We start from the raw sequence: 24253 nt of genomic DNA, 5'->3' as shown, positions 1-24253 counted from the left end.
GGATGGCCGGTGCAGGGAGCCGGCCGAGGTCGTCGGGTCAGCTTCTCCCGACGACGGTCACGCGGACCGTGGTCGACGACGGCGCGAACCGTGCGTCGCCGCCGTAGCGGACGGTCAGCTCGTGCTTGCCCGCCGGCAGGGCGCCCGTGACGCGGACCAGGGCGGTGCCCAGGGTCAGGGTCGCGGTGCCGACGGTCTGGGTGCCGCGCAGCACCGTGACCGTGCCGCCGGGCGGCGGTCCGGTCAGCCATGGCGGTGCGGCGGGAGTGACGGCCGCGAGGACGTACGGCGTGACGCCCTTCGGCACGACGGGCGGCACCGCGACGGCGGTCGTCCGGCTGGCCCGCAGCGCGGCGGGGACGGTCACCGACCGGTCCGCCTCGACGTTGCCGAGGCGGTCGACCGAGCGGAACGCGACGGCCGTCGCCCCGGCGCCGACGGTGACGGGCGCGGTGTAGGGCGTCCACGCGCCGTCGCCGACCCGGACCTCGGTGCGGTCGACGCCTGCCCCGACGTCGGTCGCGGTGAGGGTGACGGTGCGGGCGGCGGCGTCGACGGCCGCGGTGGTGACCGGGGCCGTCGCGTCGATGCCGAACGTCACCGGCCGGACGGCCGAGACATTGCCCGCGGCGTCGGTCGCCCGGACCCGCACCTCGTGCTGACCGTCCCCGCTGACCTGCACGGTCACCGTCGCCGGGTCGGGCGACGGGGTCCACGGACCGCCGTCGACGGACGTCTCCAGCAGCGTCACGCCGCGGTCGTCGGACGCGGTCGCCGTGACCGTGACGGGCTGCGCGTGCCAGCCGTTCACGGGCTCGGGCGTGACCGTGACGGTGTCGATGCCCGGCGGTGTCGCGTCGGCCGGGTGCAGCCGCAGGAACGTCACCGAGTACGGCGGCAGGTCGTACGTGAAGTCCGACGACAGCCCGGTGAGCTCACGCTCGACGGGCACGACGGCCCGCGGGGCCGACTTGGTGTTGGTGTCGGCGGGCCGCGCGACGATCTCCGTGGCCGTGCCCGTCGGCTCGATGCCGACGTCGTCGACGTGCACCGCGGTGCGGTGCGTGGACGCCGAGGTGTTGACGAGCTTGGCGACCAGGTCGCCCGTGCCGGCGTCGCGCGTGACGACCTGGTGGACGTCGGTCGTCGCGACGTCGTCGGTGTACTCCATCTGGAGCACGCCGTCGAGCAGCAGCCGCACGGTCCGGCCCCGCACCTCGATCGTCAGGTGGTAGTCGCGGCCCGTCTCGATGCTGTGGCCCTCGACGGCCTTGACCTCGCCCTGACGGCCGCCGTCGGCCTTCTCCAGGGCCTGCCGGGTGTTGTTCCAGCCGCCCAGGTTCCACCACAGGAAGCTGTCCGGCGCCCCCGCGGCGAACCCGACGAGGAAGCCCTCGGAGCCGGCGGTCTTGCGGGCGTCGAGCTCGAGCGTGTAGTTCGACCAGTCGACGTCGTACGCGCCCGTGGGCACCGTCCGGGCGTCGGTCGCGGTCGTGCTGGTCTGCACGTACTCGCCGCCGGTGGCGGCCCACGTGCCGGCCTGCGGCTCCCAGCCGTCGGCGTCGGCGAAGTCGTCCTCGAACAGGACGTCCCCGTCCGCCGCGGTGACCGTGACGTCGTCGTACGCGGCCGCGGTGGCCCACGTCGACAGGAAGACGCCGCCCGACAGGTCCGGCGGGACGACGACGGGTCCGGCGAACGTCGACGGGACGACCTGGTCGCCGACGTTCGTCGAGAAGAGCTGCTGCACGTAGTACGACGGCGAGCCCCACGACTGGTCGTTGTCGAACCAGATCGCGTCGGGCGACCACTGCACGTACGAGTCGTTGGCCAGCAGCGGCGCGTACGACGCGAGCTCGACGAGGTCGGAGTTGCGTTCCAGGCCCGTCATGTACGCGGCCTCCGCGAGCGCGTTCCACCACGCGTTGCCGCGCGACGCGTACTCGCCGAGGAACACGTGCGGCCCGTTGCGGTCGTACGAGTCGTACCGGTCGGTGTTCGTGAGGAACCACGACGGGTCGTTGTAGTAGTGCTCGTCGACCATCGCGACGCCCTGCTCGCGGTTGAACTGCCACAGGGCGTCGAACCGCGCGCCCGTGTCGTCGGGGCCGGAGTTCGAGATGACCGTGACGTCGGGGTACCGCGCCTCGATCGCGTCGCGGAACACCGGGAAGTTCGCCTCGAACGTCGTCGTGTTCTCCTCGTTGCCGAGGCCGATGTACCGCAGCCCGAACGGCTCGGGGTGGCCGAGCGACGCGCGCACGGCGCCCCACTCGGTCGTGACGTCGCCGTTGGCGAACTCGATGAGGTCGACCGTGTCGTCGACCCAGCGGTCGATCATCGCCGGGTCCGTCATCTCGGGGATCGTCGAGCCGCACCCGTTGGCGCCGACGGACAGGACCGGCAGCGCGGTCGCGCCGAGGTCCTCCGCGAACAGGAAGTACTCCAGGTAGCCGATGCCGTACGACTGGTTGTAGCCCCAGAAGTTCCAGTTGGTCGCGCGCTCCTCGACCGGCCCGAGCGTCTCCTTCCACTGGTACGTGCGGCGCCGGTCGGTGTACCCGGACTCCTCGTAGGTGCGGAACGTGCCGACGTTCGTCACGCAGCCGCCGGGGAACCGCAGGAACTGCGGCTCCAGCGCCGCGATCTTCTCCGCGAGGTCCTTGCGCAGCACGGACGGGCCGTTGACCGGGCCCACCCACGTGTCGGTCGGGAACAGGGACACCTGGTCGAGTCGGACGGTCGACGGGGCGCCGGCGAGGACGACCAGGCGTGCCGCGTCGGTGGTCGCCGTCGCGGTGATCCGGACGGTGTGCTCGGCCCACGTGTCGTCGCCGGGGACGTCGAGCGTCCCGGACCCGATCCGCGTGCCGTCGGCCCGCTCGAGCGCGACGGTCAGCGTCTGCGGCGTGGCCGTCGCGGCCCACACCGACGCGTCGTACGTGGCGCCGTCGGCCACCGCGATGCCGGTCGCGTAGCCCGCGTTGCGCAGGCCGTCACCGGCTGCGGCGGCGGTCAGGCGCGCGTAGGTGCGGTTGGACGGGTTGAGCCGGCCGTCGTCGGCCGAGGTGGTCACGGTCGTCCCGGCGCCGCTGCGGTCCAGGACGTCCCACGCCGTCAGGGCCGTGAAGGACGCGTTGTCCGCGGTGCTGAACTCGAAGGACCGGTTGCGCACGAGCTCGGCGTACAGGCCGCCGTCCGCGGCGTAGTTGATGTCCTCGTAGAAGATCCCGTACAGGTCGTCCGACATCTCCACCGACGTCGCGTCGCCGTCGACCGTCAGGCTCGACCCCTCGGTGAGCGACACCGGCTCGACGACGAACCGCGTCGCCGCGGCCTCGCCGCCCAGCGTGAGGACGCCGTCGACGACCCCCGTGAACGCGTCGCCGGACCTCAGCACGACGGCCCCGCCGCCCGCGTCGGTCAGCCGCAGCACCGCGGGCTCGTCGGACGCGTCGCCCACCGCCAGCACGCCGCCGCGCACGACGACCGGGGCGTCCCCGGCCGCGAGCGTCACCGTGCCGTCCCCGACCGCCGTGGCCGTCAGCGCGAGCGTGCTCGGGGGCCGCTGCTCCGCGACCGCGAGCCGGTGCTCGTCGTCGACCACCAGGTACCGGGCGTCTCCCGGCGCGCGCAGCGTGAACGTCCCCTCGGGCACGACGTCCGCGCCCGGCGGGTGCGTCACCTCGACGTCGTCGAACACCGCGTCGAACGACGTGCCGTCCTGCGCGGCCAGCGCGTACAGGCCCACGTGCGTCATCGGGAAGGTCACGTCGACGCTGCTCGTCACCGCCCACGCGGCGCCGTCCCACACGCTCGTCGTGACCGTGTCGCCCGTGCGGGCCAGCCGAAGCCGCTCCCCCGTCGACCCGGGCCGGTCCTCGAAGTCCGCGGCCCGGAACGACCCGGCGGTCTCCACGTCGTTCTCGACCGCGACGCCCGACGGCGTCAGCCCGCCGACGAACGTCAGGCCCGACCGGACGTAGTTGTCCATGTCCTGCCACGCGACCAGGCCCGCGCCCTGGTAGACCTTCGCGACCGTCGCGTCGACCGTCGCGGACACCGTGAAGTCGCCGTCGGGCACGCCGACGAGGAAGACGTTCTTCGCGCTGTTGGCGGTCTGCCACGTGTCGCCCGGCTGCGCCGCGAGCGTCAGACCCCCCGGGTTGCGGGTCAGCGACCAGTGGTCGGGCGACGGGTTGACGACGTCCCAGCGGGCGTCGAGCGTCGCGTCCGCGAAGTCGTCGGTCCAGGTCTCGACCGCCTCGGGGGCGGCTTGCGACGGGACGGCGACCAGGCCCGTGGCCAGGAGCGCGAGAGCGGTGACCGCGACGGCGGCGACCGGATGACGTCGGGTGAAGTGCCGGGCGTTCGAGCGACCGAGGGGTCGCGACGGTGCGACGATCACGAGTGCTCCATCCTGCGGGTGCGAACCGAAGAGGGGTGGGGCCCGTGGTGCGGGCGTCGTGCGGGAGGTCTCCTTCCGTACGGGTCCGGGCACGACGGCGCGCCCCCGCGGACCCGGCTGCCACCGGGTGCCCCGCGGGGGCGCGACCGTCAGGTGCGACGCAGCGCCAGCAGGCGCTGGAGGACGACGAAGACGAGCAGCAGCCCGCCGATCACGATCTTCGTCCACCACGACGAGAGGGTGCCCTCGAAGGTGATGGCCGTCTGGATGAGGCCGAGCACGAGCACGCCCAGCACCGACCCGAGCACGAAGCCGGACCCGCCCGTGAGCAGCGTGCCGCCGATGACGACCGCGGCGATCGCGTCGAGCTCCATGCCGACGCCCGTCAGCGCGTAGCCCGACCGGGAGAAGATCGAGAACAGCAGCCCGCCGAGCCCCGCGCACGTGCCGCTGATGACGTACACGAGCACCTTGGTGCGGGCCACGGGCAGGCCCATGAGCCGCGCCGACTGCTCGCCGCCACCGATCGCGTACACCGTGCGCCCGAACCGCGTGTAGTGCAGCAGCACGAACGCGGCCGCGACCACGACGAGCGCGATGAGGCCGCTCGGCGTCAGGACGAGGCCGTCCTCCGTGCCCCACCGCGTGCGGGCGAGCGCGACGATCGTCGGGTCCGTGATCGGGATCGACTCCGGCGCGACCAGGTAGCACAGGCCGCGCGCGAGGAACATCGCGGCCAGCGTCGCGATGAACGGTTGTATCTCGAACACGTGGACCATGACGCCGACCGCGAGCCCGATCACCGTCCCGACCAGCACCGCCGCGGGGATCGCGACGACCGCCGGCCAGCCGTGCGTGAGCATCCACGCCGACACGCACGTCGACAGCGCCACGACCGCGCCGACCGACAGGTCGATGCCGCCCGTGAGGATGACGAACGTCATGCCGACCGCGAGGACGACGAGGAACGAGTTGTTGATGAGCAGGTTCGCGAGGACCCGCCCCGTGAGGAAGTTCTCGTAGCGGCTGCCGCCGATCGCGAGCATCGCGACGAGCACGACGAGCGTGCCGAGGACCGGCAGGTACCGGTCGTCGAGCCGCCACCGGCGCGAGGTCCGGCCGCCGGTCGCGGTCGCGCCGCGCACCTCGTGCGTGAGCTGGTCCGTGGCCATCAGGCGGGCACCTCCACCGGGACGGGAGCGGTCCGGCGTCGTCGGGCGCGCATCCTGTGCTGCACGACCGGCGACTGCAGCAGGCAGACCGCGATGACGACGAGGGCCTTGAACAGCGACACCGCGTTGGCCGGGATGCCGAGGATCGTGATCGACAGCGTGAGCGTCGTGATGACGAGCGTCCCGACGAGCGTCCCCGTGAGCGAGAACTTGCCGCCCGCGAGCGACGTGCCGCCGATGACGACGGCGAGGATCGCGTCGAGCTCGATGAACAGGCCGATGTTGTTCGCGTCGGCCGCCATCGTGTCGGCGCTGCGGATGAACCCCGCGACGCACGCGAACAGCGCGCACACCACGTAGACGGTCCAGATGATCGTCCGGGCCCGCACCCCCGCCAGCCGGCTCGCCGACGGGTTGATGCCGACCGACTCGATGAGCACCCCGAGCGCCGTGCGCCGCGTGACCAGCGCCGTCGCCACGAAGAACGCGCCCGCGATGAGCGCGGCCACGGGCAGCGAGAGCCAGTAGCCCGACGCGAGCGTCTTGAACGGCTGGCTCGTGACGGTCGTGATGTTGCCGCCCGTGATGAGCATCGCGATGCCCCGCCCGGCCGTCATGAGCACGAGCGTCGCGATGATGGGCTGGATCCCGACCACGGCTACCAGGAACCCGTTGAACAGGCCGATGAGCAGCGCGATCACCAGCGCGGCACCGATCGCGGAGACGACCGTCGTGAGCGAGCCCGGGTCGGGCGCGGCCGCGATCTGCGTGAGCGCGACGGCCCCGGCGATCGCCATGACCGCGCCGACCGACAGGTCGATGCCGCGCGTCGCGATGACGAGCGTCATGCCGAGCGCCACGAGCAGCAGCACGCTGCTGCGCCGCAGGATGTCGATCGGCCCGCCGAACAGGTGCCCGTCGCGGACCGTGATCTCGAGGAACGTCGGGGACTTCAGGGCGCTCGCGACGACGAGCACGAGGAGCGCGACGAGCGGCCAGAACAGCCTGTGCCGCACGACGGTCTGCAGCGCGTTCATGCGCGGTCCCCCTTGCGCAGGACGTCGACGTCCTCGGTCGTGACGACGTCGGCCGTCGTCGCTGCTGTGCCGCCCGCGCCCGGGCCGTCGGCCAGGGCGTCGGCCGGGACGGCGCTCGCGATGAGGTCGACGACGTCGTCGGTCGTGACGTCGTCGGTGTTGACGAGCTCGGCGACCTTGCGCCGGTCCCGCAGCACCGCGATCCGGTGCGACAGGCGCAGGACCTCCTCGAGCTCGGCGGAGATGAAGACGACCGCCATGCCCTGCGCGGCGAGGTCGGCGACGAGCCGCTGGATCTCGGCCTTCGCGCCGACGTCGATGCCGCGCGTCGGCTCGTCGAGCAGCAGCAGCCGCGGCTGGGTCGCGAGCCAGCGCGCCAGCAGCACCTTCTGCTGGTTGCCGCCCGACAGGTTGCCCGCCATCGCGTCGGGGTTCGCGGGGCGGATGCCGAGCGCCTCGACGTACGTCGCGACGACCTCGTCGGCCTTGCGCCGCGGCACGCGCCGCAGCCACCCGCGCTCGGCCTGCAGGCCCAGGACGATGTTCTCCCGGACCGTCAGGTCGGCGATGATCCCCTCGGTCTTGCGGCTCTCCGAGGAGTAGACGATCTTGTGCCCCAGCGCCGCGCGGGGCGTGCGCAGCCGGACGGGCTTCCCCTCGACGCGCACCTCGCCGCGGTCCGCGTGGTCCGCGCCGTACAGCAGGCGGGCGAGCTCGGTGCGGCCCGAGCCCAGCAGCCCGGCGAGGCCGACGACCTCCCCCGCGTACACGTCGAGGTCGAACGGCTCGATCGACCCCTTGCGCCCCAGGCCGAGGGCCTGCAGGTACGGGCGGGTGTCGTCGCGCGCCGCGATGACCGGCTTCGGCGACTCCTCCAGCCGCTCCAGGACCTCGAGCGAGCGGCCGATCATCTTCTGCACGAGCTCGACGCGCGGCAGGTCCGCCGTGCGGTACTCCCCCACGAGCGTGCCGTTGCGCAGGACCGTCATGCGGTCCGACAGCGCGTACACCTGCTCGAGGAAGTGCGACACGAACAGGATCGCGACGCCCCGGTCCCGCAGGCCGCGCACGACGTCGAACAGGCGCGCGACCTCGTCGGCGTCGAGGCTCGACGTCGGCTCGTCGAGGACGAGGACGCGCGCGTCGACGACCATCGCGCGGGAGATCGCCACGAGCTGCTGCACCGCGAGCGAGTGCGACGAGAGCTGCGAGCGCGGGTCGAGGTCCAGGTCGAGCGTGCGCAGGTGCTCGCGCGCCGCGCGCCGCGTCGCGGGCCAGTCGACGACGCCGAACCGGCGCACCTCGTGGCCGAGCATGATGTTCTCCGCGACCGACAGGTTGTCGCAGAGGTTGACCTCTTGGTACACGGTGCTGATGCCCGCGGCCTGCGCCTGCGCGGGCCCGGTGAACGTCACGGGCGCACCGTCGACCTCGACCGTCCCCGCGTCGACCTGGTACACGCCGGTCAGCGCCTTGATGAGCGTGGACTTGCCGGCGCCGTTCTCGCCCATGAGGGCGTGCACCTCGCCCGGGAAGAGGCGGAAGTCCACCCCGTCGAGCGCCTTGACTCCGGGGAAACCGATGGAGATCCCCGTCATGGTGACGACCGGACGGGCCTCGTCGAGGGTCACCGTCCCTGTCGCCGTCTGGGTGTCGGTCATCGTCGACCTCTCTACCTGCCGGTGACCTCACGGTACCGGCGAGCGGCACCCGCTCCCGGGTCACGGCGCCGACGGTGCGACGGCGTCGTGGACCCGGGAGCGGGCTGGGGGCGTCGGATCAGTACTGCCGGTCCGGCAGCGCCGCGATGGCCGCCTCCTGGTCGAACTCCTCGTCCTTCGTGACGATGCGCTTCTCGACCGTGCCGCCCTCGTCGAGCGTCTTGATGATGTCGGCGAGGTCCGGGCCGAGCAGCGGGTTGCACTCGACGATGTAGGTGATCTTGCCGTCGGCGAGCGCCTGCATGCCGTCCTTGACGCCGTCGATCGTCACGACCTTGATGTCCTGGCCGGGCACCTTGCCGGCCGCCTCGATCGCCTCGATCGCGCCGAGGCCCATGTCGTCGTTGTGGGCGTACACGACGTCGATGTCCGGGTAGGCCTGCAGGAAGCCCTCCATGACCGTCTTGCCCTCGGCCCGCGTGAAGTTGCCGGTCTGCGAGGCGATGATCTCGACGTTCGGGTTGTCCTTCGTCGCGTCCTCGAAGCCCGTCTTGCGGTCGATCGCGGGGGCCGAGCCCGTGGTGCCCTGCAGCTCGACGACCTTGATCGGCTCGGTGCCGAGCGTCTCGGAGACGTACGCCCCGATGCGGCGGCCCTCCTCGACGAAGTCCGACCCGATGAACGTCACGTAGAGCGACTCGTCCTCCGTGTCGACCGCGCGGTCGGTGAGGATGACGGGGATGTTCGCGGTCTTGGCCTCCTCGAGCACGGCGTCCCAGCCGGACTCGACGACGGGCGAGAACGCGATGTAGTCGACGCCCTGGGCGATGTAGGAGCGGATCGCCTGGATCTGGTTCTCCTGCTTCTGCTGGGCGTCGGAGAACTTGAGGTCGAACCCGTTCTCCTGCGTGAGCGCGTCCTTGATGGACGTGGTGTTGGCGGTGCGCCACCCGGACTCTGCGCCGACCTGCGCGAAGCCGACGCTGATGAGGTCGCCGCCCCCGCCGCCGCTGTCGCCCGTCGAGTCGCCCGTGCTGTCCCCGTCGCCGCCGGCGCAGGCCGACAGCCCGAGCACCAGGGCGGCGATGCCTGCCGTGATCGCGCGCTTGTGGAACGTCGTGCTGGCCATGCTTCTCCTCCTTGAGAAACCCACCTCACGTGGACCGGCCGCCGGTGGCCGGACCGCGGTCGTGCACGTCCCGGTCTCGCTGGGACGGGGCGGGAACACCCCTTCCGGGAGGTTCCCGACCCAACGGTCAAGCGCGATGTTAGCGTTCACATCGGACGAGTGGGACACCTGTTTGGTTGCGATCCGGTCACGCCCGAAAGAACTTTCGGCCCCCGCCGGGCCCTCGCCGAGCCCCGCCCCCGCCCTGCCGTCCGTCACCGCCGCGCGCTCGACGCCCGTCATCAGCACGTCGACCCCGTCATGACGACCGCTCAGCGGTGGAGCCGGTCGTCATGACGGGGTCGACGGTCTTGGCAGGGACGTGTGAGCCGCCGGGCCCGGCGGTCAGCGGGTGGTCGCCACCAGGACGTCCCACGGGCCGAGGTGGACCGTCGTCCCCGCGTCGAGCGGGTCGCCCGGGGCGTCGGCGGGCGGCGGGTCGGCCGGGCGGTCACCCCGGGCCGTGACCAGCACGTCGAGGTCCACCGGGGCGACGACGTCCACGGGCTCCCACGACCAGTTGTGCAGGACGTGGACGCGAGACCCGTCGGGGCGGGTCGAGGTGTGCACCGTGACCGAGAGCGGCAGGTCGGCCCAGCCCGCGAGCGGCTGCGGCACGAGCCAGCGGGACAGCGACCGGGCGAACGACGGCCCCGGCACGGTCCCGACGACGGTCACCCGCCCGTCGCCGTACGCCCGCGTCGTCGCGGCGGCCCATCGGCCGTGGTGGGGATGGTCGTACGCGGCGAGCACCGTCGCGGCGGCGTCCGGCGCCGAGGTCGTGACGTCCGTCCGAGATCGTGACCTGGAGGTACCGATCTCGGACGGGAGTACCGACCTCGCGGGGGGCGCGCCGGTGGTCAGGCTCTCCGCCCAGGCCGTGGCCGTGGCGTCGTCGGCCAGGTCGAGCGGGGAGCCGTCGGGGGCGACCACCGGGACCGGGGCGGGCAGGTTGGCGATCTCGTCGTACCAGGCGCCCGCGGCGTCCGACAGGCCGCCGGGCTGCGGGGTCGTGCGGGGACGCGCCTCCGTGTCGGCGTACCCGGTGCGCGGGCCGACGACCAGGTGCCCGCCGGCCTCGGCGTAGCGCCGCAGCCAGTCGAGCTCGTCGTCGGACGCGGCGTAGAACGCGGCGGCGACCAGCACGGGCAGGCGCGCGGCCGCGGCCGCGGGGTCCTCGGACGCGAGGTGCTGCGGCCGGACGACCCGCACCTGCAGCCCCGCGTCGAACGCCCCGCGATAGAACGCCGCGACGATGCGCGGGTACGACAGCGGGTCGCCGTCGCCGGACGCGGTCTGCAGCGGCGGCTGTCCCGCGAGCGCCCAGCGGCTCGACCCGGCGTGCCAGATCGCGACGTCGGCGTCGGGCGTCGCGTCGGCCAGGACGTCGCCGGCGCGCGCGAGCTCGGCACCGAGCCCGGCGATCTCCCGGTACGCGCGGCCCGGGACGCCGCTGTGCGGCAGGACGCCGCCCCAGTACGTCTCGGCTCCGTAGTGCAGCGTGCGCCAGTGCCAGTACTCGACCATCCGGGCGCCGCGCGCCACGAGCGCCCAGGCGGACTGCCGCCACTGCCCCGGGTAGGCGGGCAGGTTCGTCGACGGGCCGCCGATGGCCTGCGCGTCGGTCTCGGTGACGAGGAACGGCTCGTCACGGCTCGACCACATGACGTCGGCGACCTGGAACAGCGCCCACGTGCCGGTCGCGGTCCACGACTGCGGCACGACGTCCGACGACGGGTGCGCGAGGCCGTCCTGCATCGTGTAGTACGCGTTGCCGCTGGTCACGTCGAGGACGGAGGCCAGGTCGGCGTCCTCCAGGGCGGGCCGCTCGTAGGCGATGCACGTCGTCACCCACTGCTCGGGCCGCGCGAGCGCGCGCACGGCGCGGGCCTGCCAGTCGATCATCTCGGTCGTCAGCGACGCCTGGAACCGGCGCCACGCCAGGTCGTACTGCGGCTGGGCGTTGCCGTCGGGGGTCCACAGGTCCGCCCACGTCGACAGGCGGTGCGACCAGTAGACGAGGCCCCACTCGCGGTTGAGCGTCTCGACGTCGCCGTACGTGTCCTTCAGGTGGTCGACGAACCGCTCGAACACGCCGCGGTTGTGCAGCAGGTGCAGGCCCGGCTCGTTGTCGACCTGCCAGCCGACGACGGCCGGGTGGTCGCGGTAGCGCTCGACGATCCGGCGCAGCACGCGCTCCGCGTACCAGCGGAACACCGGGTGCGTGAAGTCGGCCTCCTGCCGCGCGCCCCACCCCATCGGCCGGCCCGTCGCGTTCTCGCCCGCGATCTCCGGGTACCGGCGGACCAGCCACGGCGGCACCGCGTACGTCGGGGTGCCGAGCACGACGTCGATGCCGCGGGCGTGCGCGCCGTCGAGCACCGGCTGCAGCCAGTCGAGGTCGAAGACGCCGTCGGACGGCTCCCACGTCGACCACACGGACTCCCCGACGCGGATCACCGAGAAGCCGGCGGCCACCATGAGGTCGAGGTCACGCTCGAGGTCGTCGGGGGTGGGGTCGGCGCCGGGGCCGTGGTACTCGTGGTAGTACGCGGCGCCGAAGCGCACACGGGCGTGCTGGACGGGCATGAGGATCTCCTCGGCAGGGGTCGGGCGGGTCGTGCGAGGGGGCGCGCGGGCGGTGGTCAGCCCTTCACGGAGCCCGTGGCCAGGCCGGACTGCCAGTAGCGCTGCAGGAACAGGAACGCGATGACCAGCGGGATGATCGAGATCGCCGAGCCGGTGATGATCGCGGAGAACAGCGGGCGCGAGCCCGAGCCGCCCGCCGCGGTCGCCTGCCACTGCGCGAGGCCGACGGTCAGCGGGAACAGGTCGGTGCTGTTGAGCACGATGAGCGGCAGGAAGTAGTTGTTCCACGTCGCGACCAGCGTGAACAGCAGCACCGTGACCATGCCGGGCACGAGCAGCCGCATCGCGACCTGGAAGAAGATCCGCAGCTCCCCCGCGCCGTCGACGCGGGCCGCCTCGATGAGGGTGTCGTCGACCGCGTCGGCCGCGTACACGCGCATGAGGTACACGCCGAACGGGCTGACGAGCGACGGCAGGATGACCGCCCACGGGGTGTTGACCAGGCCCGCCTTGGCGAACAGCAGGTAGGTCGGGATCGCGAGGGCCGTCGTCGGGACCATGATCGACCCGAGGATGCCGCCGAAGATCGCGTTGCCGCCCGGGAACCGGTACTTCGCGAACGCGTACCCCGCCATGGTGGCGAGCAGCGCCGCACCGATCGCGCTCGACAGCGCGTACACGACCGTGTTCCGCAGCCACACCAGGTAGATGCCGTCCTGCGTCGTGAAGACCGTCGTGATGTTGGCCCACAGCGACGACGAGTCGGCGAACCACAGGCCGAACGTCGAGAACAGGTCGGCGTTCGACTTGGTCGACGCGACGAACAGCCAGAACAGCGGCAGCAGGAAGTACAGCAGCACGAGCAGCATGACGACGGTGAGCAGCCGGCTGCGCCGCGGCTGGTCGCTCGAGTGCGTGCGAGCCCTCCCGCGTCGCCGCGGCACGGCAGGGACGACGGGGTCGGGACCGGCGGCGGCCCGGACGTCGGGGGTCGTGGTCGTCATCGGGCACGCTCCTTGCGCTGCGCGGAGAGCTGGACCACGTAGGAGACCGTCATGATGACGATGCCCAGCAGGAACGCGATGGCCGCGGCGTAGTTGAGGTCACGGTTGATGAACGAGAGGTTGTACGCGTAGAGGTTCGGCGTGTAGTCGACGCCGATGACGTTCGGCGCGAGGTTCGCCAGCAGGTTCGGCTCGGTGAACAGCTGGAACGTGCCGATGACCGAGAAGATCAGCGTCAGCAGGATCGCCGCGCGGATCGCGGGGATCTTGATGCTCCACGCCGTGCGGACCGGGCCCGCACCGTCGACCGACGCGGCGTCGTACAGCTCGGCCGGGACCGCCCGCAGGGCGGCGTACATGATGATCATGTTGTAGCCGACGAACTCCCACGTGACGATGTTCATGATCGAGAAGAGCATCCAGTCCGAGGACAGGAACTGCGGCGCGGTCGTCCCGAGCCGGTCCGCGATCTGCGCGGTGGGCCCGAAGTCCGGGCCGTACAGGTAGCCCCACATGAGGGCGGCGATGACGCCCGGCACGGCGTACGGGATGAAGATGCCGAGCCGGATGAAGCGCTGCAGGTACAGCACGCCCGCGTCGAGGAGCAGCGCGAACAGCAGCGCCAGGCCGAGCATGATCGGCACCTGGATGACGAGCACGATCGTCATGCGGCCCACACCGGACAGGAACGACGAGTCCTGCAGGGCGCGCACGTAGTTGTCGAGCCCGATGAACGTCGTCCCGCCGACGAGCTGCTCGCGGAACATGCTGAGGTAGCCCGCGTACACGAGCGGGACGATGAGGAACAGCAGGAAGATCACGACGAACGGCGAGATGAGCAGGTACGCCGTCGCGTTCTCCTTGCGGCGCATCGGCGACGGGCGCCGGTGCGGGCGGGCCGGGGTCGGCGCGCGCGAGGTCGAGACGTCGGTGGTCATGGTGGACTCCCGGGTTCGGGGAGGCGCCGCCCCCGCGGTGTGCGGAGCACCGCGGGGGCGGCGGTCCTCAGTCGGCGACGGTGAAGCCCTGCTGCTCGGCGTACGTGACGAGCGCGTCCTGCCAGGCCTGCATGGCCTCGACGAGGTCGGTCTTGTCGGCGATGGCCTTGCCGACGGTCTGCTCACCCGCGGAGTACGCGTAGTCCATGAACGGCAGCCAGCCGAAGTCGGCCTCGACCGTCCCGGAGATCTCCGCGAACAGCTTGTTCACCTGCTGGCCGCCGTAGAACTCGGACGCCTCGTCGGCCCAGGCCGGGTCCTCGAGCACCTCGTTCGTCGTCGGGAACAGGAACTGCTCGGTCGCCATGGTCATCGCCGACTCCTTGTCGTTGTTGATCCACAGCGCGAGCTGCGACGCGGCGATCGGGTTCTTGGTGCTCGCCATGACGGCGTCCGACGACCCGCCCCAGTTGGCCGACACGTCGTCGCCCTCGGCCCACTGCGGGCTCTTCGCGGCCCGCCACAGGCCCGACGTGTTCTCCGCCGTGCCCTGCAGGAAGACCGGTCCCCACGCGGCCGCGACCCACGACGCGTACTTGCCGTTCGCGAGGCCCTGGTACCAGGGGTCGGTGAAGTCGGGGTCGACCGAGACGGCGTCCGCCGCGATGAGGTCGCCCCAGTACTGCGCGACCTGGGTGGCCTCGTCCGACATGAGGTCGATCGTGACCGTCTGGTCGCCGTCGAACCCGAACGGCCGCGCACCGGCCTGCCACAGCAGCGCCGTGAACTGGCCCATGTCGTTGCCGGGCAGGTTCGTCAGGTACACGTTCGGGTCGGCCGCGTGCAGGTCCGTCGCGGCCTGCGCGAACGCGTCCCACGTCGTCGGGACCTCGATGCCGTGCGCGGCGAGGATGTCGTCGCGGTACAGCAGACCCATCGGGCCCGAGTCCTGCGGGACGCCCCACACCTTCTCGCCGTCGGTCGACAGCACCTGCTCCCAGATCCAGTCGACGTAGTCGCCGCTGACGTCCTCGGGGAGGTACGACGTGAGGTCGAGCAGGTTGTCGCCCAGCGCGAACGACTGCAGGTGCTGGAACTCGACCTGCGCGACGTCGGGCGCGCCCTCGCCGGCCTCCAGCGCGCTGCGCATCTTCTGGTAGTGGTCGGCGCCCTGGCCGACGTTGACGACCTTGACGTCGATCGCCGGGTAGGCCGCCTCGAACAGCGCGACCTCCTTCTCGATGTCCGGGACCCAGGTCCAGAACACGAGCTCGGTCGGCGTCTGCATCGCCTCGTCGATGTCGGCCTGGCTGACGGGCCCGGTGGTCTCCTCGGCGGTGTCGCCACCGCCTCCGCTGCAGGCGGTCAGGGCCAGCGCTGCCACGCCGACGCCTGCGGTGAGTGCGGCGGCCTTGCGCCGCCACGTGATCGTCCTCGACATGCTCCACTCCTTCGTAGAGGGTCGTGCTGCTCCGGTGGGTGCGTCGCGACCCGCCGCGATCGGTGCGGGTCGCCCGGGCGGGCCGCTGGAGGGCCCGTCGGCGTGCAGGTGGGGGGTCATCGCCTCCCGCGGGGTGCTGCGGTCGTCTCCCGGACCACGAGCTCGACCGGGACGTGCTCGCGACGGTCCTGCCGCCGCGGGTTCTCGATGGCGTCGACGAGGAGCCGGACGCCGAAGGACGCCAGGTGGCCGAGGTCCTGGCGGATCGTCGTGAGGGCGCTCGTGAGGTACGCCGACTCGGGGATGTCGTCGAAGCCGACGACCGACACGTCGCCCGGGACCTGACGGCCCGCGTCGGCGAAGGCCCGCAGGACGCCGATCGCCATGTGGTCGTTCGCGACGAAGACCGCCGTGACGTCCGGGTCGGCCGCGAGGCGCTGCCCCTGCGCGTAGCCCGAGGGGGCGCTCCAGTCGCCGAACAGCGGCTCGGGCACGGGGGCGCCCGCTCGCACGAGCGCGTCGCGCCAGCCGTCGACGCGCAGCCCGGCCGAGCGCCAGCCCGACGGACCCGCGACGTGGTGGACGGTGCGGTGGCCGAGCCCGAGCAGGTGCTCGGTCGCGGCGCGCGCGCCGGTCGCCTGGTCGGCGTCGACCATGATCTCGTTCGTCGAGATCCCGTACCGGCCGGACAGGCTGAGGATCGGCAGGTCGCCGATCACGGCGGGGTCGAGCGTGAAGACGCCGACCGGCTCGTTGACCGCGACGCCGTCGACGCCCTGGTCGACGAGGTCCTGCAGCGAGCCCGTGATGCTCTCGGGGTCGCCCTCCAGGGTGTTGACGACCGACATCGCGTACCCGGCGGACCGGATCGCGTGCTCGATCCCGACCATGAGCGACGCGGGCCCGAAGTCGGTCGACCCGACGGACAGGACGCCGATCGTGCGGCTGCGCCCGGAGACGAGCTGACGGGCGGCGCGGTTGGGCCGGTAGCCGAGCTGGGTGGCGGCGGCGCGGACGCGCTCGCGGACCTCGGGGCGGACGTGAGGGTCGCCGTTGATGACGCGGGAGACGGTCTTCTGGGAGACGCCTGCGACGCGGGCGACATCCATCGCCACGACGGCTCGGTCCACGGCCACGGTTCGTCCCTTCGGTCGGCTCTGCCCGATGACTACGTAGTCAAACCACTGCATGACTACGTAGTCAAGTGGCGTGGATCACAGTTGCGCATCGATGCGACGGTGCACGCGCTCCCACCCCCTCGTACGGTCGCGCGCGCGGCGACGACGCCCCCCGAGGCCTACCGTGACGCCATGCTGCCCGCCGCCGTCCGCCGCCACGGACCCGCCCTCGCCCTCGCCGCCGTGCTCGGGACCGCGGGCGTCCTGCACCTGCGCCGGCCCGCGATCTTCACGCCGCTGATCCCCCGCGCGCTCGGCGACCCCGAGCCCTGGGTCCTCGGCAGCGGCGTCGCCGAGCTCGCGTGCGCCGCAGCCCTCACCGTCCCCGCCACGCGCCGCGTCGGCGGCCTCGCATCCGCCGCGCTGCTCGTCGGCGTCTTCCCCGGCAACGTCACGATGGCCCTACGGTCGCACCACGGGGCACGCCACTGGTCACGGAAGCCCGCCGTCGCGTGGGGGCGCCTGCCGCTGCAGGTGCCGCTCGTCGCCTGGGCGGTCGCCGTCAGCCGGTCGGCGGAGCGGTCGGTGCGGCGGTAGTCCCGGCCGCCGGCGCCGCCTCACGTGCGGCCGTCGACTGCCCCGTCCCAGCGGCCGACAACGACCGTCGCCCCGACCTCGTCGTCCTCGACGACCCGGGGCCGCAGCCCCGCCGCCGTCATCGCGTCCGCCGTCGCCGGCGCCTGACGCACGCTCGTCTCGATCAGCAGGTGCCCGCCCGGCCGCAGCCACCGCGGCGCGGCAGCAGCCACGCGCCGCTGCACGTCCAACCCGTCCGCACCCCCGTCGAGCGCCACCAGCGCCTCGTGGTCCCGGGCCTCCGGCGGCATGAGCCGCACCTCGTCCGACGGCACGTACGGCGCGTTGGCCGTCAGCACGTCCACCCGGCCCCGCAGGTGCTCCGGCAGCGGCGCGTCCACGTCGCCCACCAGCGCCACCCCGCCCACCGGGTCGAGGTTGCGACGCGCGACGTCCACCGCCGCCGGGTCCACGTCGACCGCGACCAGGACCGCGTCCACCAGCGACGACACCACCGCGAGCCCCACCGCGCCCGTCCCGCAGCACAGGTCCACGACGACCGCCCCACGACCCGGCGCGAGCGCCACGGCCTCCCGCACCAGGACCTCCGTGCGGCGGCGCGGGACGAACACCGTCGGCGCGACCAGCACTCGCAGCCCGCAGAACTCCGCCCAGCCGAGCACCTGCTCCAACGGCTCCCCCGCCACCCGGCGGACCACCAGCGGCTCGAGGGCGGCCGCGTCGGCGGCGGCGTCGAGCAGCAGGGCCGCCTCCTCCTCCGCGAACACGCAGCCGGCGGCGCGCAGGCGCGCGGCGAGGGTCGGGACGTCGGGGAGCACGTCGGGAACCTACGCCCGCCGCGACCGCACGTGCGACGCGAATCCGCTCGGGCGTGCCGCGCGTCAGCGGCCGGTGGCGCCGTCCGTGCCGGCCCGGGCACCGACGGTCGCCAGCGCGTCGCCGGTGAGCCGGTAGCCCGTCCAGTCGTCCATCGGCGACGCGCCGAGCGAGCGGTAGAACGCGATCGACGGCGCGTTCCAGTCGAGGACCGCCCAGTCGACGCGGGCGTACCCGCGCTCCACGGCGGTCGCCGCCAGGTTCCGCAGCAGGGCCTGGCCGTAGCCGTGGCCGCGCTGGTCGGCTCGGACGTACAGGTCCTCCAGGTAGATCCCGTGCCGGCCGGTCCACGTGGAGTAGCTGAGGAACCACACCGCGATGCCGACGACTGCGCCGTCCCGCTCGACGACGTGCGCGAACACGGCCGGGGCGTCGCCGAACAAGGCCGCCGTGAGGTCCGCCTCGGTCGTCTCGACCGCGTCGGGCTCGCGCTCGTACTCCGCGAGCTCGCGGATGCAGGCGAGGATGCCGGGCTCGTCACCCGGTCGGGCCGGCCGGAGCACCGCGCCGGCGGAGAGCGTCGTCGTCACGGGCCGCGACCCTACCCGCGCGCTCCACCGCCCGGGCGGCCGGTCCGGCGCCGGCGAGGCCGGTCCGCCCGGGTCGCGACGCGCACGGGCCCGAGCCAGGTCAGACCGCGCACTCGCAGACGAGGTTGTACTCGACGACCTGGTCGCCCTCGTCGGCGCGGGCCCACGCCTCGGCGTCGGCGCGCGAGGCGAACTTCCGGCCCGCGAGGCGTCCGCTCGCCAGCAGGACGCTGAACTCGATCAGCGTGCGGGGGTCGTCGAGGTCCACCGTCGTCGTGACCTCTGCCTCGCCCATGGGTGCACCCTCCGCTCGGTCGCGGCCCGCGCCTTCACGCCGGGCCCGTCACTCGGAGAACACCGCGGTCCGCGCCGGTGTTCCACCCCGGGACGCGCACGGACGGGCCCGACCGTGGAGTGTCGGGCCCGTCCGTGGGGCGTCCTCGCGGGGACGCTGCCGGGTCGGCGCGCGGTGCGGAGCCGCGCGCCGTCCGACGTCCGGCGCCGGCGGGGCGTCAGGGGGTGGGAGTCACAGCCCCTGCGCGAGCCGCCAGTACGCCTGGTTCCAGCGGACCTGCTCGCGGAAGCCGCGGCGGGTCGTCGCCTCGTCGATGACGAGGAGCTCGGTGCGGGCGATCTCGGCGAAGTCCTCGAACACCTCGATGCCGACGGCGGTCGAGAGCACCGTGTGGTGCGCGCCGCCCGCGGTCAGCCACGCCTCCGCGGAGGTGCGGAAGTCGGGGCGGGGCTGCCAGACGGCACGCGCGACGGGCAGGTTCGGCAGGGCGGCGGTCGGCGGCACGATGTCGACGACGTTCGCCGTCAGGCGGAACCGGTCGCGCATGTCGGCGAGCGACACGACGACGCCGACGCCCGGGTCGGTGTCGAACACCAGGCGGACCGGGTCCTCCTTGCCGCCGATGCCCAGCGGGTGGATCTCGAGCTTCGGCTTCGACGTGGTGAGCGTCGGGCAGATCTCGAGCATGTGCGCGCCGAGGATCCGCTCGTCGCCGGGCGTCAGGTCGTAGGTGTAGTCCTCCATGAGCGAGGCCCCGCCGGGCAGCCCCTCGCCCATGACCTTCGCGGCGCGGACGAGGACGGCGGTCTTCCAGTCGCCCTCGGCGCCGAAGCCGTAGCCGTCGGCCATGAGCCGCTGGACGGCGAGGCCCGGGAGCTGCTTGAGCGCGCCGAGGTCCTCGAAGTTCGTCGTGAACGCCTTCGCGCCGACGGACTCCAGGAAGGTGCGGAGCGCGATCTCCTGGCGGGCGCCGTAGCGCAGCGACTCGTGCCGGTCGCCGCCCGCGCGGAGCTCGGGCACGACGTCGTAGAGGTCCTCGTACTCGGCGACGAGCGCGTCGACCGCGGCGTCGTCGACGGCGTCCACGGCCGCGACCAGGTCGTTCACGCCCCACGTGTTGACGGAGACGCCGAACCGCAGCTCGGCCTCGGTCTTGTCGCCCTCGGTCACGGCGACGTTGCGCATGTTGTCGCCGAACCGGGCGAGGCGCAGCTCGTGCGTCGCGGCCCAGCCCGCGGCGGCGCGTGCCCAGGTGCCGACCGACGCCTGCACGGCCGGGTTCGACGCGTGGCCGACGACCGTCTTGCGCGCGGTGCCGAGGCGCGTCGCGATGTACCCGAACTCGCGGTCGCCGTGGGCGGCCTGGTTGAGGTTCATGAAGTCCATGTCGATGGTGTCCCACGGCAGCTCCACGTCGGCCTGCGTGTGCAGGTGCAGGAGCGGCTTGCGCAGGGCGTCCAGGCCCGCGATCCACATCTTCGCCGGGGAGAAGGTGTGCATCCAGACGACGACGCCGAGCACGTGGTCGGCGGAGTTCGCGTCCAGGGCCGCGCGACGGATCGCCGCGGAGTCCTTGAGGACGGGCTTCCAGACGACCTTCGCGGGCACCGCGGCGGACTCGTCGAGCAGGCGCGCGACCTCCTGCGACTGCTCGGCGACCTGGCGGAGGGTCTCCTCCCCGTACAGGTCCTGGCTGCCGGTGAAGAACCAGATCTCGCGGTCGGCGTACGGCTTGGTCATCGGGCGTTCTCCTGCTCGTTCTCGTCGTCGGTGGGGGTGGCCGGGGCGGCTGTGCCCTGGCCGTAGACGTTCTGGTAGCGGTCGTAGAGCGAGTCGACGTGGTGCTGCGCGATGGGCAGCGGCTCGCCGAGCTGGCGGGAGATGTGCACGGTCCGTGCGACCTCCTCGACCATGACGGCCGCCTTGACGGCGGACTTCCCGTCGCGGCCGATCGTGAAGGGCCCGTGGTTGCGCATGAGGACGGCGGGGCTGCGCGACTCGCGCAGCGTCTCGACGATCCCCCGCCCGATGGAGTCGTCGCCGATGAGCGCGAACGGGCCGATCGGGATGTCGCCGCCGAACTCGTCGGCCATCATCGTCAGCACGCAGGGCACCGGCTCGGCGCGCGCCGCCCAGGCGGTCGCGTACGTCGAGTGCGTGTGCACGACGCCGCCGACCTCGCTCATGTGCGTGTAGACGTAGGCGTGCGCCGCGGTGTCGGACGACGGGGCACGGGTGCCGTCGACGAGGTTCCCGTCGAGGTCGCAGACGACCATCGACTCCGGGGTGAGCTCGTCGTACGTCACGCCCGACGGCTTGATGACGAACAGGTCGCCCGCCCCCGGACCGGCCTGCGGGTCGACGACGACGCGCTGCGAGACGTTGCCGGCGGTCCACACGACCAGGCCCCAGCGGGGCAGCTCGGCGTGCAGGCGCGCGACGACCTCGCGCGTGGCGGCGACGGCGGCGCGGACCTCGTCCGGGTACTCGTCGAGGGTCGTGGTCATCGGGTGTCGCTCCTGCTCCGGTCGTCGTGCGTGCGGGTGTGCGGGTGAACGGGTGTACGGGTGTGTGGTGGGGCGTCAGACGGCGTCGGCCGCGGCCTGCTCGACGGCGAGGCCCGCGGTGTACCGCTGGAGCCAGGTGCCGAACCCGGCGACGTCGTCCGCGTCGGGCTCGACGGCGTCGACCTGCGCGTCGCCGAAGACGCGCGTCGACAGGTAGGTGCCGAGGTCGAGCTCGTCGGCGGCGTCGAGGTACGCGGCGAGCACCGCGATGCCCCACGCGCCGCCCTCGCTCGCGGCGCTCCCGACGGCGACGGGCGCGCCCACGGCGGCGGCGAGCAGGCGCTGCGCGACGCCCGCGGTGCGGAACAGGCCGCCGTGCGCGAACAGCGCGTCGACCTCGACGCCCTCCTCGGCGAGCAGCCGCATGCCGAGGCTGAGCGTGCCGAACGCGCCGTAGACCTGCGTGCGGACGAAGTTGGCGAGCGTGAGGCGGCTGTCGGGGGTGCGGACGAACAGCGGCCGCCCCTCGGCCAGGCCGGTGATGGGCTCGCCCGACAGGTAGTTGTAGGCGAGCAGGCCGCCGCCGTCGGCGTCGCCCTCGAGCGCGGACCGCAGGAGCACGCCGAACACGGCGTCGGCGTCGGCGTCGCTGCCCAGCGCGGTCGCGAACTGGTGGAACACGCCGGCCCACGTGCCGAGCTCGCTGGCGCCGTTGTTGCAGTGCACCATCGCGACGAGGTCGCCCGCGGGGGTCGTCACGAGGTCGATCTCCGTGTGCACGCGCTCGAGCGCCTTCTCGAGCACGATCATCGCGAAGATGCTGGTCCCGACGCTGACGTTGCCGGTGCGCGGGGCGACGGCGTTGGTCGCGACCATGCCGGTACCGGCGTCGCCCTCGGGCGGGCAGAACGGGATGCCGGGGCGCAGCGTGCCCGACGGGTCGAGCAGCGCGGCGCCCTCGTCGGTGAGCCGTCCGGCCTCGCGGCCGGCGACGAGCACCTCGGGCAGGACGTCGGCGAGGCGCAGCCCGGGCCGGCTCTCGCCGACGAGCTCGTCGAACTGGGCGACCATGCGCGCGTCGTAGTCGCGCGTCGCGGGGTCGATGGGGAAGACGCCCGACGCGTCGCCGACGCCGAGCACCTTGCTGCCCGTGAGGCGCCAGTGCACGTACCCGGCGAGCGTCGTGAGGAACGCGACCTGCGGGACGTGGGGCTCGTCGTCGAGGACGGCCTGGTAGAGGTGCGCGATCGACCAGCGCAGCGGGATGTTGTGGCCGAACAGGCCGGTCAGCGCGGTCGCGGCGCGCTCGGTGCTCGTGTTGCGCCACGTGCGGAACGGGACGAGGAGCTCGCCGTCCGCGTCGAACGCGAGGTAGCCGTGCATCATCGCCGAGACGCCGACCGCGGTGAACGTCGTGGGCTGCACGCCGTACTTCTGCTGGACGTCGGCCAGCAGGTCGGCGTACGAGGCCTGCAGCCCCGCCCACACCGCGTCGAGCGAGTACGTCCACGTGCGGTCGACGAACTGGTTCTCCCACTCGTGGCTGCCGCCCGCGACGGGGGCGCCGTCGGGGCCGATGAGGCAGGCCTTGATGCGGGTCGAGCCGAGCTCGATGCCGAGGGTCGTGCGGCCCGCGGTGATCGCCTCACGGACCTGGGTGGGGTCGACCGTCATCGTCGCGGCTCCTTCGTCGCTGCGCTGCCCTCCGGGGCTCCGGAGGCTGTCTGGGACGGCCCGACGATCGCCGGGACCGAGCCAATGTTAGCGCTCACATCGGGCGTCCGGTCCACCGTCGGTCCTAGGTCGCCGACCTCCCGAGGTCAGGGCCCCGGCCGGTCGGTCGGCCCGCCCCGGTCACGGGCGGCGCGAGCTCGCGCGGACCACCAGCTCCGCCGGCAGGTGCCGGTGCCCCGGGTCGCCGCCCGCCATCGCGACCTCCAGCGTGTCGATCGCCAGGCCGCCCAGCGCACCGAAGTCCTGCCGGACCGTCGTCAGCGGCGGCACGTAGTGCGCCGAGCCGACCTCGTCGTCGAAGCCCACGACCGCGACGTCCTCCGGCACCCGCACGCCCGCCTCCCAGAACGCGTGCAGCAGACCCAGCGCGAGCTGGTCGTTCGCCGCGAACACCGCCGGCGGCAGACCGTCCCGCACCAGCCGGCGACCCACCGCGTAGCCGTCCGACGCCGCCCAGCCGACGACCACCGGCTCCGGCACGTCGACACCCGCCGCGGCGCACTCCGCGCGCCACCCCACGAGCCGGTCCTGCGCGTCGAACCAGTCCTGCGGACCCGCCACGTGGAGCACCGATGACGCACCCGACCCCAGCAGGTGACCCGTCGCGAGCCGCGCCCCCTGCTGCTGGTCCACCCCGACCGCGTGCAGGTGCGGGACCGACGGGACGTCCGCCGCCGACGACACCACGACCACCGGCACCGGCGAGTCGAGCGCCGCGAGCACGTCGACCGCCCGGACCGTCGGCGCGATGATCGCGACCCCGTCGACGCCCTGACCCAGGAAGTGCTCGAACGCCCGGTGCATCGCGTCGCCGTCGAACTGCCGCAGCGTCGCGACCGACACGAACCAGCCCGCGACCCGGGCCGCCTCCTCGACACCGACCAGCGTGCTCGTCGGCCCGTACAGCGCCGTCGCCGGCGTGACGACCCCGACGGTCCCCGTCCGGCGTGTCACCAGGGCGCGCGCGGCGCTGTTGCGGCGGTAGCCGAGCGCGGCGATCGCCTCCAGCACCCGGTCGCGGGTCTCCGGGCGGACCGACGGGTGGTCGTTGAGCACGCGCGACACGGTCTGGTGCGACACCCCCGCCCGCGCGGCGACGTCGCTCATCGCGGGCGGACGGCCCGCCGGCGACCCGTTGCGCGCAGGCGCGGCGGCACCCGCCCCGCCCGGCCCGGGCG

General features: G+C 73.1%; 18 protein-coding genes. 1 reads left to right on the top strand and 17 read right to left on the bottom strand.

Annotated features, from left to right (window positions below; genetic code table 11):
* Window positions 1–37 precede the first annotated feature (37 nt).
* The 10 genes from CBZ_RS07000 to CBZ_RS06955 all read right to left on the bottom strand — a co-directional run bounded on the left by CBZ_RS07000 (window position 38) and on the right by CBZ_RS06955 (window position 16554).
* Window positions 38–4408 (bottom strand): alpha-L-arabinofuranosidase family protein, encoded by a 4371-nt coding sequence (locus tag CBZ_RS07000; RefSeq protein WP_165446686.1) that lies wholly within the window; start codon window positions 4406–4408, stop codon window positions 38–40.
* 149 nt (window positions 4409–4557) lie between these two features.
* On the bottom strand, window positions 4558–5580 hold the full coding sequence (gene yjfF, locus CBZ_RS06995) for a galactofuranose ABC transporter, permease protein YjfF (protein WP_130780862.1): 1023 nt from the start codon (window positions 5578–5580) through the stop codon (window positions 4558–4560).
* On the bottom strand, window positions 5580–6617 hold the full coding sequence (locus CBZ_RS06990) for an ABC transporter permease (RefSeq protein WP_130780861.1): 1038 nt from the start codon (window positions 6615–6617) through the stop codon (window positions 5580–5582). The genes yjfF and CBZ_RS06990 overlap by 1 nt, the downstream gene beginning before the upstream one ends.
* Window positions 6614–8278: a sugar ABC transporter ATP-binding protein gene (locus CBZ_RS06985; protein WP_130780860.1), complete on the bottom strand. Its 1665-nt coding sequence runs from the start codon at window positions 8276–8278 to the stop codon at window positions 6614–6616. Before CBZ_RS06985 ends, CBZ_RS06990 begins: the two co-directional genes overlap by 4 nt.
* Before the next feature lie 118 nt (window positions 8279–8396).
* Window positions 8397–9407 carry an ABC transporter substrate-binding protein gene (locus CBZ_RS06980; RefSeq protein ID WP_130780859.1) on the bottom strand — a complete coding sequence of 337 codons (1011 nt, stop codon included), beginning with the start codon at window positions 9405–9407 and terminating at the stop codon, window positions 8397–8399.
* Window positions 9408–9791: 384 nt separating this feature from the next.
* A complete protein-coding gene (locus CBZ_RS06975; RefSeq protein ID WP_130780858.1) occupies window positions 9792–12035 on the bottom strand; it encodes a beta-galactosidase in 2244 nt (747 codons plus the stop codon).
* Window positions 12036–12091: 56 nt separating this feature from the next.
* On the bottom strand, window positions 12092–13039 hold the full coding sequence (locus CBZ_RS06970) for a carbohydrate ABC transporter permease (RefSeq protein WP_130780857.1): 948 nt from the start codon (window positions 13037–13039) through the stop codon (window positions 12092–12094).
* The gene (locus CBZ_RS06965; protein WP_130780856.1) at window positions 13036–13977 is read right to left on the bottom strand and encodes a carbohydrate ABC transporter permease; all 942 of its coding nucleotides are present in this window, start codon (window positions 13975–13977) and stop codon (window positions 13036–13038) included. The genes CBZ_RS06970 and CBZ_RS06965 overlap by 4 nt, the downstream gene beginning before the upstream one ends.
* Before the next feature lie 67 nt (window positions 13978–14044).
* Window positions 14045–15418 (bottom strand): ABC transporter substrate-binding protein, encoded by a 1374-nt coding sequence (locus CBZ_RS06960; RefSeq protein WP_130780855.1) that lies wholly within the window; start codon window positions 15416–15418, stop codon window positions 14045–14047.
* A gap of 116 nt (window positions 15419–15534) precedes the next feature.
* Window positions 15535–16554, bottom strand: coding sequence for a LacI family DNA-binding transcriptional regulator (locus tag CBZ_RS06955; protein WP_130780854.1), 1020 nt, complete (start codon window positions 16552–16554; stop codon window positions 15535–15537).
* Window positions 16555–16728: 174 nt separating this feature from the next.
* Between CBZ_RS06955 and CBZ_RS06950 the strand changes: the two genes are divergently transcribed.
* The gene (locus CBZ_RS06950) at window positions 16729–17133 is read left to right on the top strand and encodes a DoxX family protein (RefSeq protein WP_130780853.1); all 405 of its coding nucleotides are present in this window, start codon (window positions 16729–16731) and stop codon (window positions 17131–17133) included.
* A gap of 20 nt (window positions 17134–17153) precedes the next feature.
* Here the strand turns inward: CBZ_RS06950 and CBZ_RS06945 are convergent, their stop codons facing one another.
* The 7 genes from CBZ_RS06945 to CBZ_RS06915 all read right to left on the bottom strand — a co-directional run.
* Entirely contained in the window at window positions 17154–17951 is a 798-nt protein-coding gene (locus CBZ_RS06945) for a putative protein N(5)-glutamine methyltransferase (RefSeq protein WP_130780852.1), read from the bottom strand.
* A 63-nt stretch (window positions 17952–18014) separates the two neighbouring features.
* Complete coding sequence (locus CBZ_RS06940; RefSeq protein ID WP_218022723.1) at window positions 18015–18539, bottom strand: GNAT family N-acetyltransferase; 525 nt, start codon at window positions 18537–18539, stop codon at window positions 18015–18017.
* A 100-nt stretch (window positions 18540–18639) separates the two neighbouring features.
* On the bottom strand, window positions 18640–18834 hold the full coding sequence (locus tag CBZ_RS06935) for a YciI family protein (protein ID WP_130780851.1): 195 nt from the start codon (window positions 18832–18834) through the stop codon (window positions 18640–18642).
* Window positions 18835–19065: 231 nt separating this feature from the next.
* On the bottom strand, window positions 19066–20574 hold the full coding sequence (gene araA, locus CBZ_RS06930) for an L-arabinose isomerase (RefSeq protein WP_130780850.1): 1509 nt from the start codon (window positions 20572–20574) through the stop codon (window positions 19066–19068).
* Window positions 20571–21341: an L-ribulose-5-phosphate 4-epimerase gene (locus tag CBZ_RS06925; RefSeq protein WP_130780849.1), complete on the bottom strand. Its 771-nt coding sequence runs from the start codon at window positions 21339–21341 to the stop codon at window positions 20571–20573. The genes araA and CBZ_RS06925 overlap by 4 nt, the downstream gene beginning before the upstream one ends.
* A gap of 75 nt (window positions 21342–21416) precedes the next feature.
* Window positions 21417–23015 carry a xylulokinase gene (locus tag CBZ_RS06920; protein ID WP_130780848.1) on the bottom strand — a complete coding sequence of 533 codons (1599 nt, stop codon included), beginning with the start codon at window positions 23013–23015 and terminating at the stop codon, window positions 21417–21419.
* A gap of 180 nt (window positions 23016–23195) precedes the next feature.
* Window positions 23196–24253, bottom strand: a 1058-nt coding sequence (locus CBZ_RS06915; protein WP_307720746.1) for a LacI family DNA-binding transcriptional regulator, incomplete at its 5' end; no start/stop codon positions are given.

This window comes from Cellulomonas biazotea, from assembly GCF_004306155.1.
Taxonomy (GTDB): domain Bacteria; phylum Actinomycetota; class Actinomycetes; order Actinomycetales; family Cellulomonadaceae; genus Cellulomonas; species Cellulomonas biazotea.
The sequence above is the reverse complement of the archived record's forward strand: the minus strand, read 5'-3'. Positions and strand labels throughout refer to the sequence as shown.